We start from the raw sequence: 12,248 nt of genomic DNA on the forward strand, positions 1-12,248 counted from the left end.
GCAAGCTGGGCTATTCTTTCGGAGTCGCAAGCGGGAGCCGCGAGGCCCCCGCGAGCAGATGGGGTATGGGGTAATTGGCAGCCCGACGGATTCTGGCTCCGTTAGTCTAGGTTCGAGTCCTGGTACCCCAGCTGGATCCCCCCAAGGGATTCTGCTGGAAACAGCGCAGTGCAAGGTCCCGTCGTCTAGTGGCCTAGGACGCCGCCCTCTCAAGGCGGTAACGGCGGTTCGAATCCGCTCGGGACTACTTCACTGCACTCGGCTCCGTCGTCTAGTGGCCTAGGACGCCGCCCTCTCAAGGCGGTAGCGCCGGTTCGAATCCGGTCGGGGCTACATCATCGAGAACCCTCGGCACTTCCCCGTGCCGGGGGTTCTCGCCGTTACGGGGCGCCGCGCCCTGCCCATGCCCGCTGCGCGGGTGCGACTCCGGCCCGGGCTACCGGGAACCCTCGGCACTTCCCCGTGCCGGGGGTTCTCGCCGTTACGGGGCGCCGCGCCGCGGCGACGCCGACGACGCCGGCCTGGAGATCGTCGCCGCGGACCTGACGGCCGACGACGGCTGGGCCGCCGCGGTGGCAGGGTGCGACGAGGTCCATCACGTCGCCTCGCCCATCCCGTTCGTCAGCCCGAGGACCCCGACGAGCTGATCGTCCCTGCCCGCGAGGGCACGCTGCGGGTGCTGCGCGCGACGCGGGCGCCCGGCGCGTCGTGCTCACCTCGTCCTTCGCCGCGGTCGGATACACGCCGAAGCCGGGGGCCGAGTTCACCGAGGCCGACTGGACCGACCCTGACACTCCGGGGCTGGCGCCCTACCCGCGTTCCAAGGCGATCGCCGAGCGGGCCGCGTGGGACCTGATGAAGCGCGACGGCGGCGGCACCGAGCTCGTCGTGGTCAACCCGACGTTCATCCTCGGGCCCACCCTGGGGCCGGGCCGGGCTCCTCGACGCAGCTGATCGAAGCGATGCTCGACGGGACGATGAGCGTCGCGCCCCGGCAGCGCTTCGGCGTCGTCGACGTGCGCGACGTGGCCGACCCGCACATCCGCGCCATGGCCGCGCCCGAGATCCTGGGCCGGTGGCTCGGCCCGCTCGCCGCGCGCGTTCCCACGCGGGAGGCGCCCGGGGACGAGCCGCCGCGACCGATCACCCATAACGACCGGGCCCGCGACGAGCTCGGATGGCGTCCGCGTCCCGCCGAGACGACGATCGTGCAGACGGCGGAGAGCCTGCTCGACCTGGGCCTGGTGACGACGCAGAGATGACGGTGGTGCCTACGACGATGCCTACGACGACTCCCGGCGCCGCGTCGCGTCGCGGCCGAGCACGTGCCGCAGGTAGGCGTCAGGCGTCTCCAGGAACCGCCGCCAGTGGTCCACCAAGCGGAGGTCCTTCCAGGCGACGGGGTGGATCCCATCGTCGTCCAGTTCGAGGACCTGCGCGCCCGGGAGGCCGGCCAGGATCGGCGAGTGCGTAGCGCAGATGATCTGCCCGCCCTCGCGGGCGACGCGGTCCATCAAAGCGACCAGGCGCAGACACGAGGTGAACGACAGCGCGGCTTCCGGCTCATCCATCAGGTAGAGGCCGGGCCCGGCGACCATGCGGTCCAGCACGGTGAAGAACCCCTCGCCGTGCGACTGCTCGGTCAGGTCCTCCTCCCAGAACCCGTGCAGGCCGGACACGTTCTGGCCCAGGTTGAACAGCGTCTCAGCGCGGAAGAAGAACGCCCGCCGCCTGGTACGCGGGCCACGGACGAGGCGCAGCCCCGCCGTGGTGAACTCGGCGCGCAGGGCCTGGCCGAGCGGCGTCGCTTCCCCCGTGGAGGCGTAGCGGGTGCCGGCCTTGCCTCCTTCGGCGTTGATGCCGCACACGTCGGCGACGGCTTCGACGAGCGTGGACTTCCCGGAGCCGTTCTCGCCGACGAGGAACGTCACGGGGGCGGTGAGGTCGAGCCCCGCCGTGAGGTGCCGGACGGCGGGAACGGTGAACGGCCACCGATCCGGATGAGGTGGCGGCACGGTCAGGCGGGTGATCAGCATGCTCAGCTCGCCGAGGGCGGCGCCAGGAGCCCGTGGCTGGTCATGCGGGTGCGGCCTCCTGCGAGGTGGGTCGGCACGTGTCACGGCCGGTGGTTCCCATCAGGGTCGCACAGCCGCTTGTCCGGGCCGCAGGACCCGTGGCGGGGACCGCTCGTGTCGGCCGGGCGGCGGTCGCGCGGGCCACCGGCCGCCTGGGACTGCTCACGAATGCTCTAGATGTGCTGGGCGTTGGCGTCGTCACAGGAGACGAGGAGCACGCCCTCGATCTCGGCCAGCCTGCTCGTGAGGTCCCCGATCGAGCCCGGGCCGTGGATCAGCAGGGTGACCGTGACCGTGCCGGTGTCCCGGCCCTGGCCGGCCTGCTCCAACGACAGTTCGTCGACCACGAAACGCAGGCCCGTGCACTCGGCCAGGGCCTGGCGCAGCACGCCCCGGCCGTCCAGGTAGGACAGGCGCAGCCGCGACTGCGCGTGCTTGGAACGGGGGAGCCGGGCGGCCAGCGGGGTGAGCCCCAGCATCACGACGAAGTTGCCCACCGTGGCCAGGACGGCGAGCAGCCACAGACCGGCTCCCGCGGCCATGCCGACCCCGGCGGTGAGCCACACGGCGGCGGCGGTGGTCAGCCCCTTGACCGCGTCGCGACGTACGAAGATCAGCCCGCCGCCGATGAAGCCGATGCCGGAGACGATCTGGGCCGCCACCCGCGACGGATCGAGCACCACGGAGTCGCCGAGGACGTCGGAGAAGCCGTACTTGGACACGAGCATGAACAGCGCGGCGCCGAACCCCACCAGGGTGTGGGTGCGCAGCCCGGCGCTCTTCTGCCGGATCTCCCGTTCCAGCCCGATGGCCGCCGACAGCACGAGCGCGATGGCGAGGTCGACGGCCGGCTGCCACCACGCCACAGGGCTCACCATGAGTGAGATCGGCGTCACGCGACCAGACTAAGTCCGCACGCCCGAGCCGGTCATCCTGCCGTGACCGCGGCGGCGGCGAGGCCGGGGCGGACGCCGCCGTCCCGGCCTCCACGAGCCGCTAGCTGCCCGACCGCGCCTTGAACAGCGCCCGCTTGGCGGCCTTGACCACCTGCTTGTCCGGGTGGGTCTCGCCGATGAGGTCGAGCAGTTCCTCGATGTGAGGGTGGCGGACCTTCCAGATCACGTCGAGCAGCCCGATGAGCGTCTGCGCCGGGCCGATGTCGTGCAGGCTGGACACGAACTCCGGCCGGCCGAGCCCGGCGGAGATCGTCCACATGTCGAGGATCAGCCAGTGGGTATCCGCCTGGGTCGGCTCCGGGGCGTCCTCGACGTCCATCTGGGTCAGGTGCGTCGCGGCGTACGGCCGCAGCGAGGGCTCCTTGAGCGCCTCCTGCCAGGCGGGAATCGCCGCCTCGCCCAGGGAGCCCACCAGGCTGGCGGCCTGGACCCGCACGAGGGCGTCCGCCTCCTCCTCGGCGGCGGCTTCGAGCAGCTCGGAGGCGGCCCGCGCGGGGTCGCGCAGGGCGAGCCAGGCGGCGAACTCCTCGTCGGCCTCCTCCTCGGACATGTCGGCGCTGAACGACAGCAGGTCGAGCGCGGTCATGGCGTCGATCGCGGGCCGGGCGTCGATCTCGATGTCCTCGTCGTCCAGCAGGTGGACGAGGCCCTCCGTGCCGAGCGGCGTCAAGGCCACCGCCTCGCCCTCGACGGTGACCATGCCGTAGCCGGTCAGCCAGGCGAGCACGGAGGCGAGGGGGTCGCCGGCCGCGGCCCAGGCGTCGGCGCCCAGGTCGTCGTACTCCGCCGCGGCCTCGGCCAGCTCCTCGCGCAGCGAGGACACCGTCCGCGTGCCGCCGGCCAGCAGCACGCGGATCAGCAGCGCGCGGGTCAGGCCGGACAGGGCCAGCGTGAGGTCGTCGTCGTCCAGTTCCGGGTCGCCGTAGTCCAGCGAGTGAAGGCCGAGCATCCAGGCGTCCAGGACGTCGTCGTCGTCCTCGAAGGGCCAGGCGGCGGTGTCGGAGTCCACGCTGACCGTGTCGTCGCCGTCGGGGGCGAGGAACTCCAGGTCGATCGCGAGGTTCCACAGGTTCCAGATGTTGCGCGCGTCGGGCAGGCCGAGCGTGCGCACCGCCTCGTCCACCTCGGATTCGGTGAGCAGCGTCTCCTCGCCCACCTTGCGCCCGGTGCCGACCCACAGCGCCAGGTCGCGGGCCTGCGCGATGAGCGTCACCCGGCGGGCCGCCTCGGCCAGCTCGGTGTCGGGACGCAGCCGGATCGTGGGCAGGGCGCCGATCTCGTCGGCGAACGGCTCGAAGTCGCCGAGGCCCTCGTCGGCCTCGTCCTCGTCGAGTTCGTCCTCCTCCTCGTCCCAGTCGCGTTCGGCGATGGTGTCCTCCATCGCGTCCACGAAGTCGTCCTCGACCTCGTCCAGCTCCGCGAGCAGGGTCTCCAGGGACGCCGAGCCCGGCGAGAGCCGCCCGGTGGACGACAGGAACGTCAGATAGGCCCGGACGGCGGGGATCATGCCGTCCGCGGCGGCGTCGGGGTCCTCGACGACCTGGGGCATGCGCTCCAGCAGGACCGTGCGCAGGTCGCCGCGCTTCCACAGTCCGACGTCGTTGCGGGCGATCAGGCGATGCCACAGGGCGACGGGGCCCACGAGGTCGGGGTCGCTGCCGGGTGCGTTGTCCGGCGCCCAGAGGATGAATTCTTGGAGCAGGGGACGCAGTTCAGCGGCGGCTGCCTCGATGCGGTCTGTCACCCCGCCAGCCTAGGGCTATCGGGACACCGCTCTCCAATCAGTTCGCACGGCGCATGGCTTCGGTTATCCGCTCGGCGGCGGCGACGACGGGGGCGGCGTGCATCCTGCCGGGCGTACGGGTCAGCCGCTCTATGGGACCGGACACCGACACCGCGGCGATCACCTTGCCGCCGGCGCCGCGGATGGGCGCGGAGACGCTCGCCACGCCCTGCTCGCGCTCGCCGACGCTGTGCGCCCAGCCCCTCCTGCGTACGCTCGCGAGCGTGGCGGCGGTGAACTTCGCCCCCCGCAGGCCGCGGTGCAGCCGGTCGGGCTCCTCCCAGGCGAGCAGGATCTGCGCGGCGGACCCCGCGGTCATGGGCAGCGCGGAGCCGACCGGCACGGTGTCGCGCAATCCGCTGGCGCGCTCGGCGGCGGCCACGCATACCCGCTCGTCGCCCTGGCGCCGGTAAAGTTGAGCACTCTCCCCGGTGAGGTCGCGAAGCTGGGTGAGCACCGGGCCGGCGACGGCGAGCAGCCGGTCCTCGCCCGCGGCGGTGGACAGTTCCGACAGGCGGGGTCCGAGGATGAACCGGCCCTGCGTGTCGCGGGAGACGATGCGGTGGTGCTCCAGCGCGACGGCCAGCCGGTGGGCCGTCGGCCTGGCCAGGCCGGTCGCCTGGACGAGCTGTGCCAGGGAAGCGGGGCCCGCCTCCAGGGCGTTGAGTACGAGAACCGCCTTGTCGAGTACTCCGACCCCGCTAGAGTTGTCCATACCCCGATACTGCCGTCTCGCCATACGAGATGCAAACGCAATGTTGGGAATCAGCAGATACAGTGTCCATATCCCGATATTTCCGTCTCATCATGAGAGACACGACCGCGGGGGTCTGAACGCGAGGAGGCGTCACAACCATGGGTCGCACACTGGCTGAGAAAGTCTGGGAGCAGCACGTCGTACGCCGTGCCGAAGGCGAGCCCGACCTGCTCTACATCGACCTGCACCTCATCCACGAGGTGACCAGCCCGCAGGCCTTCGACGGCCTGCGCATGACCGGCCGCACCGTGCGCCGCCCCGACCTCACGATCGCCACCGAGGACCACAACGTCCCGACCGTGCTCGGGCCGATCTCCGACCCGGTGTCGCGCACGCAGGTCGAGACGCTGCGCAAGAACGCCGCGGAGTTCGGCGTCCGCCTGCACCCGATGGGCGACGCCGGACAGGGCGTGGTGCACATCATCGGCCCGCAGTTCGGCCTCACCCAGCCCGGCATGACGATCGTCTGCGGCGACTCGCACACCTCGACCCACGGGGCGTTCGGCGCCATCGCGTTCGGCATCGGGACCTCCGAGGTCGAGCACGTGCTGGCCACCCAGACGCTGCCCGCCTACCGGCCGAAGACGATGGCGATCGAGGTCAAGGGCGAGCTGCCGGTCGGCGTGACCGCCAAGGACCTGATCCTCGCGATCATCGCGAAGATCGGCACCGGCGGCGGCCAGGGCTACATCGTCGAGTACCGCGGCGAGGCCGTGCGCAAGCTCTCCATGGAGGGCCGCATGACCGTCTGCAACATGTCGATCGAGGCCGGCGCGCGCGCGGGCATGATCGCCCCCGACGAGACCACGTTCGAGTACCTGCGCGGCCGCCCCCACGCCCCCAGCGGCGAGGCCTGGGACCGGGCAGTCGAGTACTGGAAGACGCTGCGCACCGACGACGACGCCGAGTTCGACAAGGTCGTGGAGATCGACGCCTCGACCCTCACGCCGTTCGTCACGTGGGGCACCAACCCGGGCCAGGGCGCGCCGCTCGGCTCCGCCGTGCCGTCGCCCGAGCAGTTCGCCGACCCGGTCGAGCGGGCCGCCGCCGAGCGGGCGCTGGAGTACATGGGCCTGACCGCCGGCACGCCGCTGCACGACATCCAGGTGGACACCGTCTTCGTCGGCTCCTGCACCAACGGCCGCATCGAGGACCTGCGCGCCGCCGCCGAGATCCTGCGCGGCCGCAAGGTCGTCACCCGTACGCTGATCGTCCCGGGCTCCATGGGAGTCAAGAAGGCGGCCGAGGAGGAGGGCCTGCATGAGGTCTTCAAGGCGGCCGGCGCCGAGTGGCGCGAGGCCGGCTGCTCGATGTGCCTGGGCATGAACCCCGACACCCTGAAGCCGGGCGAGCGCAGCGCCTCGACCTCCAACCGCAACTTCGAGGGCCGCCAGGGCAAGGGCGGGCGCACCCACCTGGTCTCGCCGCAGGTGGCGGCCGCGACCGCGGTGACCGGCCGGCTGACCGCCCCCGCCGACCTCTAGTCCGCCCGCCTCAGTCCCAGGAAGAGATCATCATGGATGCCTTCACCACTCACACCGGCCGGGCCGTGCCGCTGCGCCGCAGCAACGTGGACACCGACCAGATCATCCCGGCGGTCTGGCTGAAGCAGGTCAGCCGTACGGGCTTCGAGAAGGGCCTGTTCGCCGCCTGGCGCGAGGACCCGTCCTTCGTGCTGAACGACCCGGCGTACGAGGGCGCGTCGATCCTGGTGTCCGGGCCCGACTTCGGCACCGGCTCCTCGCGCGAGCACGCCGTCTGGGCTCTGCAGCAGTACGGCTTCCGCGTCGTGATCGCCTCGCGGTTCGGCGACATCTTCCGCAACAACTCCACGAAGATGGGCCTGCTGCCGGTCGTCCTGCCCGAGGACGTGGTCGAGCGCCTGCAGGACGCGGCCGAGGCCGACCCGAAGACCGAGATCACCGTCGACCTGGTGGAACGCCAGGTGCGCTCGGGCGACCTGGTGGCCTCGTTCGAGATCGACGACTACACGCGCTGGCGGCTGATGGAGGGCCTCGACGACATCGGGCTGACCCTGCGTCACGCGGACGCCATCGAGGAGTACGAGAATGGACGGCAGCCATGGCTGCCGACGACCGTCTGAACGATCCTCAGACCGGAGATGAGCTGCTGGCGCGGCGACTGCGTGATGCGCATCGCCGCGTCAGAGCGTTAGCCTTACCACAGGAGGAGCAGGCCCGCCTGGCGCGACGGCTGCTTGCTATCTGTGACGTGGCAAAGCGGGACATAGCCCATGCGGCCGCCCGGCTGGACGCCTTCATCGCCTATCTGGACGGCACATTCGACACGCCGAGCAGGCGAAACATGCCCCACGGTGATTGAAGTCCCGCGACCTCGTCCCCTAATTTCAAGCGCGTAAGGGGGAGGAAACCGAAATGAACAAGAAAGAACTCGTCGACGCGATCACGGATCGTGTCGGCGACAAGAAGACGGCGACAGAAGCCGTCAACGCCGTCCTCGACGCCATCCAGGGCGCTGTCGCGAGCGGGGACAAGGTCTCGATCACCGGCTTCGGCGCTTTCGAGATGGTCCACAAGCCGGCCCGTACGGCCCGCAACCCTTCCACCGGGGATCCGATCAAGGTGGAGGAGAGCTGGGCGCCCAGGTTCCGCCCCGGGGCGGACTTCAAGGAGCAGGTCAACGCGGGTGGCAAGGCTGCCAAGAAGAAGTAGCCGGCCCCACCCCGCACCAGTGGACGGCGCTCGGAGCCCCCGGGCGCCGTTCGTCGTTTCCGGCCCGTGCCGCAGCCGCACCGAGCCGTGACGCACCTTCTTGACCTGCGCAAACGCGTGTAATCTTCACGTAAGCGAGTCGCGGGGCGCGTATGCGGGGGACCCGCCGACCGTGTGCGTACGGTTCAACCGGGGGAAGATGCAGTGCAAGCCGGCCGACAACAAGAGATCAGCCGCGTACCGATGGGCGTCTTCGACCAGACGCCGGGAGCAGTCCTGGTGACCCGGGGGGAAGACCATCGGTTGCTCTACACGAACGATGCCTTCCACGCGATGTTCGGGGACCGGCCGGTCGGGGTGCCGGTCCGGGAGGGCCTGCGTGACGTCCTCGGGCAGGACACCCTAGCCATGCTCGACGAGATCCGCGAGACAGGGGAGACCACGCGCCTCGACGAGGTCTGCGTGACCGTGGACCGGAGCGGCGGACCACACGAGCGCCACTTCCGGATGAGCCTTTCCGGGATTCCCCTCCAGGGCGGCGAGCGCGGACTGCTGGCGGTGATCCAGGAGGTCACGGAGCAGGTCGTCGCCACACGGCGGATTCGCGCCCTGACGAAGGAGCGGCACCGCCTCATGCGCCGTTACAAGAGCATGGTGTGGGCGGGCGCGCACATGGTGTGGGTGGCCGGTCCGCACGGCGAGGCCGAGGAGCCGAGCCAGAGCTGGCAGCGCATGTCGGGGCAGACATGGGAGGAGAGCCGCGGTTACGGGTGGCTGCAGGCCCTGCACCCCGAGGACCGCGAGCGGGCACTGGACGCCTGGGCCCGGGCCGCCGAACTGGCGAACCCGATCTGGGAGCAGGTCTTCCGCGTCGCCGGGTCGGACGGCGTCTACCGGCACATCCGCTTCCGGGCCGTACCCGTGTACGAGGACGGCGTCGTGGTGGAGTGGGTGGGTGCCTCCGCCGACGTCGAGCAGGAGTGGCAGGAGGAGCGCCGCCGCCGGCTGCTGGACCGAGCCGCGGCCGCGGCGACCGACATCACCAACCTGGAGGAGATGTGCCAGGCCATCGCCGACGTGATCGTGCCGGAGCTCGCCGACTCGTGTGACGTGTACCTGCGTCCCGAGTCGAGCGGTGGCTTCCCGCACGCGCCGATCGTCACCGAACGCATCGCCACCGCCGTCAGCGCCGGCTTGCCGAGGCTGCCGACGCGGCGCAAGGAGTATCACCTTCCGGATGGCCCGTTCGTGCGCGCGGTGCGGCGGCGCCGCCCGGTCCAGCTGTCCTTCCCTCCGGGCTCTCCTCCGTTTCCCTGCCCAGACACCGTCAGGACGTGGATGGCCGAGACCGGGTCGCACAACGTGACCCTCCTGCCCATCGTCGTCCAAGGCGAGGTGGCGGCCGTGGTCGTGATCGGCGCCTGCGGGGAACGGCCGCCGATCGCGCCGGACGACGTCGACCTGACGCGGGAGATGCTCGACCACGCCCACGACGCGATCAGCAAGGCTCTGCGCTTCCGCCGCACCCAGCGGGTGGCGCTGGCCCTGCAGCACAGCCTGCTCGCCGAGCCGCCCCACGTCCCCGGCCTTGAGCTCGCCGCGCGCTACCAGGCGAGCCCGACCGCCGCGGAGATCGGCGGAGACTGGTACGACGCGTTCCTGCTGTCCGGCGGCGCCCTCAAGCTGGTCATCGGCGACGTGGCCGGGCACGACCTGGCCGCCGCCGTGTCCATGAGCCAGGTCCGCAACATGCTGCGGGCGCTCGCCGTCGACCGCGACGAGTTCCCCGGCGACGTCCTGCGGCGGCTGAACAGCGCCCTGGAGACCCTGAACGGCGAGAGCACGGCCACCTGCGTCCTGGCCCGCCTGGAAAGGGACGACGAGGGCGGGTGGCGGCTGGCGTACTCGGTGGCCGGGCACCCACCGCCCTTGCTGGTGACCGGCGAGGGGGAGGGCCGATTCCTCCAGGACGCGGGCAACCCCCTTCTCGGCCTCAGCCACGACCAGCCGTGGATCAGCGCCGTGGAGCCGCTGCCGCCGCACAGCACCCTGCTGCTCTACACCGACGGCCTCGTCGAGCGGCGGGGAGAGGATCTCTGCGAAGGGCTGAAGCGGCTGCGGCGGTGCGCGGAGCCGCTCGCCCGCGAACCACTGGACCGGTTCTGCGACGAACTGCTCACCAGGATGCCGATGGCGGGAGAGGACGACGTCGCCATGATCGCGCTGCGGGTGCCGGCGGCAGGGCGCTGAGCCGGTGATCCTCACCCGCTCGACGTCCCAGCGAGTGGCCGGAGCACCGGGCGGTTTTTCGACACGGGTAGGTGTCAAGACGGCGGCGGCGGCTCCGACCAATGGGTGGAAGGGCCCGAGGGGGCTCGCGAGCCACGAGGAGAACGAGATGAAGTTTCTGATCAGCCTGCACATCAACCCGGCCGTGCTGGACGCGCTGACCGACGAGGAGAGGGCGGCGATCGGCGAGGGCCACGGCAGGTTCATGGAGGCGCTGAAGCAGTCCGGCGAGCTGATCACCACGCAGGCGTTGGTCGACCCGTCGCAGGCGGCGGTGGTGTCGGTGCGCGACGGCCGGCGGGTGGTCACCGACGGTCCCTTCCTGGAGTCCAAGGAGTATCTGGGCGGCTTCTACCTGCTCGACTGCGAGAACAAGGAGCGGGCGATCGAACTGGCGGCGCAGATCCCGGACGCCGCGATCGAGGGTCTCGGGATCGAGGTGCGGCAGGTCATGTTCGCCGACGGACAATTGGAGGCATGACAGCACCGATTGCCGAGGACCTGCTGCGCGAGCTCACGCCGCAGGTCCTCGGCGCGTTGGTACGCCGGCACGGCCAGTTCGAAGGCTGTGAGGACGCCGTGCAGGAGGCCGTCCTCGCCGCCGCCGTGCAGTGGCCGTCCGAGGGCGTGCCGGACAACCCGCGCGGCTGGCTGCTGACCGTCGCGTCCCGGCGGCTGATCGACCAGCTGCGCAGCGACCACGCGCGCCGCGAGCGGGAGTCGGCGACGGCCGCCGTCGAGGTGCCGCCGGAGGAGGTGCCGGACACCGACGACACGCTCGTCCTGCTGTTCCTGTGCTGTCATCCCACGCTGACGGCGGCCTCCCAGATCGCCCTGACGCTGCGGGCGGTCGGCGGCCTGACCACCGCCGAGATCGCCCGCGCGTTCCTGGTGCCCGAGGCCACGATGGCGGCCAGGATCAGCCGGGCCAAGCAGCGGATCAGGGCCGCCGGCAGCTCCTTCCGCCTGCCGGACGGCGCGGAGCTCCAGGAGCGGCTCCTGGTCGTCCTGCACGTGCTCTACCTGATCTTCAACGAGGGCTACACCGCCTCCTCAGGCAGCGCGCTGCACCGCGCCGACCTCGCGCACGAGGCGATCCGGCTGACCCGGATGGTGCACGCCCAGCTGCCCGAGGACGGCGAGGTGACCGGGCTGCTCGCGCTGATGCTGCTGACCCACGCCCGCAGGCAGGCCCGTACGACCCCGGCGGGCGACCTGGTGCCGCTCGACGAGCAGGACCGCACGAAGTGGGACCGCGGGCTCATCGAGGAGGGCGTCGAGCTGGTCAAGGCGTCGCTGGCCGGCCCGGCGCTGGGGCCTTACCAGCTGCAGGCCGCGATCGCCGCCACGCACGCCGACGCGGCCACGGCCGGGGAGACCGACTGGTCGCAGGTGCACGCCCTTTATCTGATCCTGGAACGGATCGCGCCCAACCCGATGGTCACCCTCAACCGGGCGATCGCGCTCGCCGAGATCGAGGGCCCGCGGGCCGGGCTGGCCCTGCTGTCCACCTTGGACGACGACGAGCGGATGGCCGGGCATCACCGGTTGCTGTCCGTGCGCGCGCATCTGCTGGAGAAGACCGGCGACACGGCCGGGGCGTACGAGCACTACCGGCGCGCCGCGAAGGCCACCGCCAGCATCGCCGAGCAGCGCTATCTGGAGTCCCGGGCCGGTCGGGTGAGGGCATAGGCT

The 12,248-nt window shown here is 71.2% G+C and carries 13 protein-coding genes and 3 tRNA genes; 12 read left to right on the plus strand and 4 right to left on the minus strand.

What is annotated here, in order from left to right; genetic code table 11:
- The first annotated feature begins 59 nt into the window (after positions 1 to 59).
- The 5 genes from ABZ860_RS26090 to ABZ860_RS26110 all read left to right on the plus strand — a co-directional run bounded on the left by ABZ860_RS26090 (position 60) and on the right by ABZ860_RS26110 (position 1,262).
- Positions 60 to 131, plus strand: a tRNA-Gln gene (locus ABZ860_RS26090).
- A gap of 43 nt (positions 132 to 174) precedes the next feature.
- Positions 175 to 247: transfer RNA gene (locus ABZ860_RS26095), tRNA-Glu, on the plus strand.
- 13 nt (positions 248 to 260) lie between these two features.
- Positions 261 to 333, plus strand: a tRNA-Glu gene (locus tag ABZ860_RS26100).
- A 261-nt stretch (positions 334 to 594) separates the two neighbouring features.
- Entirely contained in the window at positions 595 to 954 is a 360-nt protein-coding gene (locus ABZ860_RS26105; RefSeq protein ID WP_357224898.1) for an NAD-dependent epimerase/dehydratase family protein, read from the plus strand.
- Between the two features lie 8 nt (positions 955 to 962).
- Positions 963 to 1,262 carry a hypothetical protein gene (locus ABZ860_RS26110; RefSeq protein WP_357224793.1) on the plus strand — a complete coding sequence of 100 codons (300 nt, stop codon included), beginning with the start codon at positions 963 to 965 and terminating at the stop codon, positions 1,260 to 1,262.
- Positions 1,263 to 1,283: 21 nt separating this feature from the next.
- On the opposite strand, the gene ABZ860_RS26115 is transcribed toward ABZ860_RS26110, so the two are convergent.
- The 4 genes from ABZ860_RS26115 to ABZ860_RS26130 form a co-directional block, all read right to left on the minus strand.
- The gene (locus tag ABZ860_RS26115; RefSeq protein WP_357224796.1) at positions 1,284 to 2,036 is read right to left on the minus strand and encodes an AAA family ATPase; all 753 of its coding nucleotides are present in this window, start codon (positions 2,034 to 2,036) and stop codon (positions 1,284 to 1,286) included.
- 212 nt (positions 2,037 to 2,248) lie between these two features.
- Positions 2,249 to 2,953, minus strand: coding sequence for an MgtC/SapB family protein (locus ABZ860_RS26120; protein WP_357224900.1), 705 nt, complete (start codon positions 2,951 to 2,953; stop codon positions 2,249 to 2,251).
- A gap of 118 nt (positions 2,954 to 3,071) precedes the next feature.
- Positions 3,072 to 4,775, minus strand: a complete 1,704-nt coding sequence (locus ABZ860_RS26125) for a hypothetical protein (RefSeq protein ID WP_357224798.1) — start codon at positions 4,773 to 4,775, stop codon at positions 3,072 to 3,074.
- A gap of 37 nt (positions 4,776 to 4,812) precedes the next feature.
- Positions 4,813 to 5,529: an IclR family transcriptional regulator gene (locus tag ABZ860_RS26130; RefSeq protein WP_079312748.1), complete on the minus strand. Its 717-nt coding sequence runs from the start codon at positions 5,527 to 5,529 to the stop codon at positions 4,813 to 4,815.
- A 140-nt stretch (positions 5,530 to 5,669) separates the two neighbouring features.
- Between ABZ860_RS26130 and leuC the strand changes: the two genes are divergently transcribed.
- The 7 genes from leuC (at position 5,670) to ABZ860_RS26165 (ending at position 12,245) form a co-directional block, all read left to right on the plus strand.
- On the plus strand, positions 5,670 to 7,055 hold the full coding sequence (leuC, locus tag ABZ860_RS26135) for a 3-isopropylmalate dehydratase large subunit (protein WP_357224799.1): 1,386 nt from the start codon (positions 5,670 to 5,672) through the stop codon (positions 7,053 to 7,055).
- A 32-nt stretch (positions 7,056 to 7,087) separates the two neighbouring features.
- Positions 7,088 to 7,675: a 3-isopropylmalate dehydratase small subunit gene (gene leuD / locus ABZ860_RS26140; RefSeq protein WP_357224802.1), complete on the plus strand. Its 588-nt coding sequence runs from the start codon at positions 7,088 to 7,090 to the stop codon at positions 7,673 to 7,675.
- Complete coding sequence (locus ABZ860_RS26145) at positions 7,654 to 7,914, plus strand: hypothetical protein (protein ID WP_357224804.1); 261 nt, start codon at positions 7,654 to 7,656, stop codon at positions 7,912 to 7,914. Before leuD ends, ABZ860_RS26145 begins: the two co-directional genes overlap by 22 nt.
- 53 nt (positions 7,915 to 7,967) lie before the next feature.
- Positions 7,968 to 8,264 carry an HU family DNA-binding protein gene (locus tag ABZ860_RS26150; protein WP_111698130.1) on the plus strand — a complete coding sequence of 99 codons (297 nt, stop codon included), beginning with the start codon at positions 7,968 to 7,970 and terminating at the stop codon, positions 8,262 to 8,264.
- A 243-nt stretch (positions 8,265 to 8,507) separates the two neighbouring features.
- Complete coding sequence (locus ABZ860_RS26155) at positions 8,508 to 10,514, plus strand: SpoIIE family protein phosphatase (RefSeq protein WP_357224807.1); 2,007 nt, start codon at positions 8,508 to 8,510, stop codon at positions 10,512 to 10,514.
- A gap of 148 nt (positions 10,515 to 10,662) precedes the next feature.
- Positions 10,663 to 11,034, plus strand: coding sequence for a YciI family protein (locus ABZ860_RS26160; RefSeq protein ID WP_357224809.1), 372 nt, complete (start codon positions 10,663 to 10,665; stop codon positions 11,032 to 11,034).
- Positions 11,031 to 12,245: a DUF6596 domain-containing protein gene (locus ABZ860_RS26165; protein ID WP_357224811.1), complete on the plus strand. Its 1,215-nt coding sequence runs from the start codon at positions 11,031 to 11,033 to the stop codon at positions 12,243 to 12,245. The genes ABZ860_RS26160 and ABZ860_RS26165 overlap by 4 nt, the downstream gene beginning before the upstream one ends.
- Positions 12,246 to 12,248 lie beyond the last annotated feature (3 nt).

The organism is Microbispora sp. NPDC046973, from assembly GCF_040644495.1.
Classification (GTDB): domain Bacteria; phylum Actinomycetota; class Actinomycetes; order Streptosporangiales; family Streptosporangiaceae; genus Microbispora.

Coding starts and splice junctions, on each gene's coding strand:
- ABZ860_RS26110 (WP_357224793.1), top strand. CDS start 963: ATGCTCGACGGGACGATGAGCGTCGCGCCCCGGCAGCGCTTCGGCGTC.
- ABZ860_RS26115 (WP_357224796.1), bottom strand. CDS start 2,036: ATGCTGATCACCCGCCTGACCGTGCCGCCACCTCATCCGGATCGGTGG.
- ABZ860_RS26120 (WP_357224900.1), bottom strand. CDS start 2,953: ATGGTGAGCCCTGTGGCGTGGTGGCAGCCGGCCGTCGACCTCGCCATC.
- ABZ860_RS26130 (WP_079312748.1), bottom strand. CDS start 5,529: ATGGACAACTCTAGCGGGGTCGGAGTACTCGACAAGGCGGTTCTCGTA.
- leuC (WP_357224799.1), top strand. CDS start 5,670: ATGGGTCGCACACTGGCTGAGAAAGTCTGGGAGCAGCACGTCGTACGC.
- leuD (WP_357224802.1), top strand. CDS start 7,088: ATGGATGCCTTCACCACTCACACCGGCCGGGCCGTGCCGCTGCGCCGC.
- ABZ860_RS26145 (WP_357224804.1), top strand. CDS start 7,654: ATGGCTGCCGACGACCGTCTGAACGATCCTCAGACCGGAGATGAGCTG.
- ABZ860_RS26150 (WP_111698130.1), top strand. CDS start 7,968: ATGAACAAGAAAGAACTCGTCGACGCGATCACGGATCGTGTCGGCGAC.
- ABZ860_RS26155 (WP_357224807.1), top strand. CDS start 8,508: ATGGGCGTCTTCGACCAGACGCCGGGAGCAGTCCTGGTGACCCGGGGG.
- ABZ860_RS26160 (WP_357224809.1), top strand. CDS start 10,663: ATGAAGTTTCTGATCAGCCTGCACATCAACCCGGCCGTGCTGGACGCG.
- ABZ860_RS26165 (WP_357224811.1), top strand. CDS start 11,031: ATGACAGCACCGATTGCCGAGGACCTGCTGCGCGAGCTCACGCCGCAG.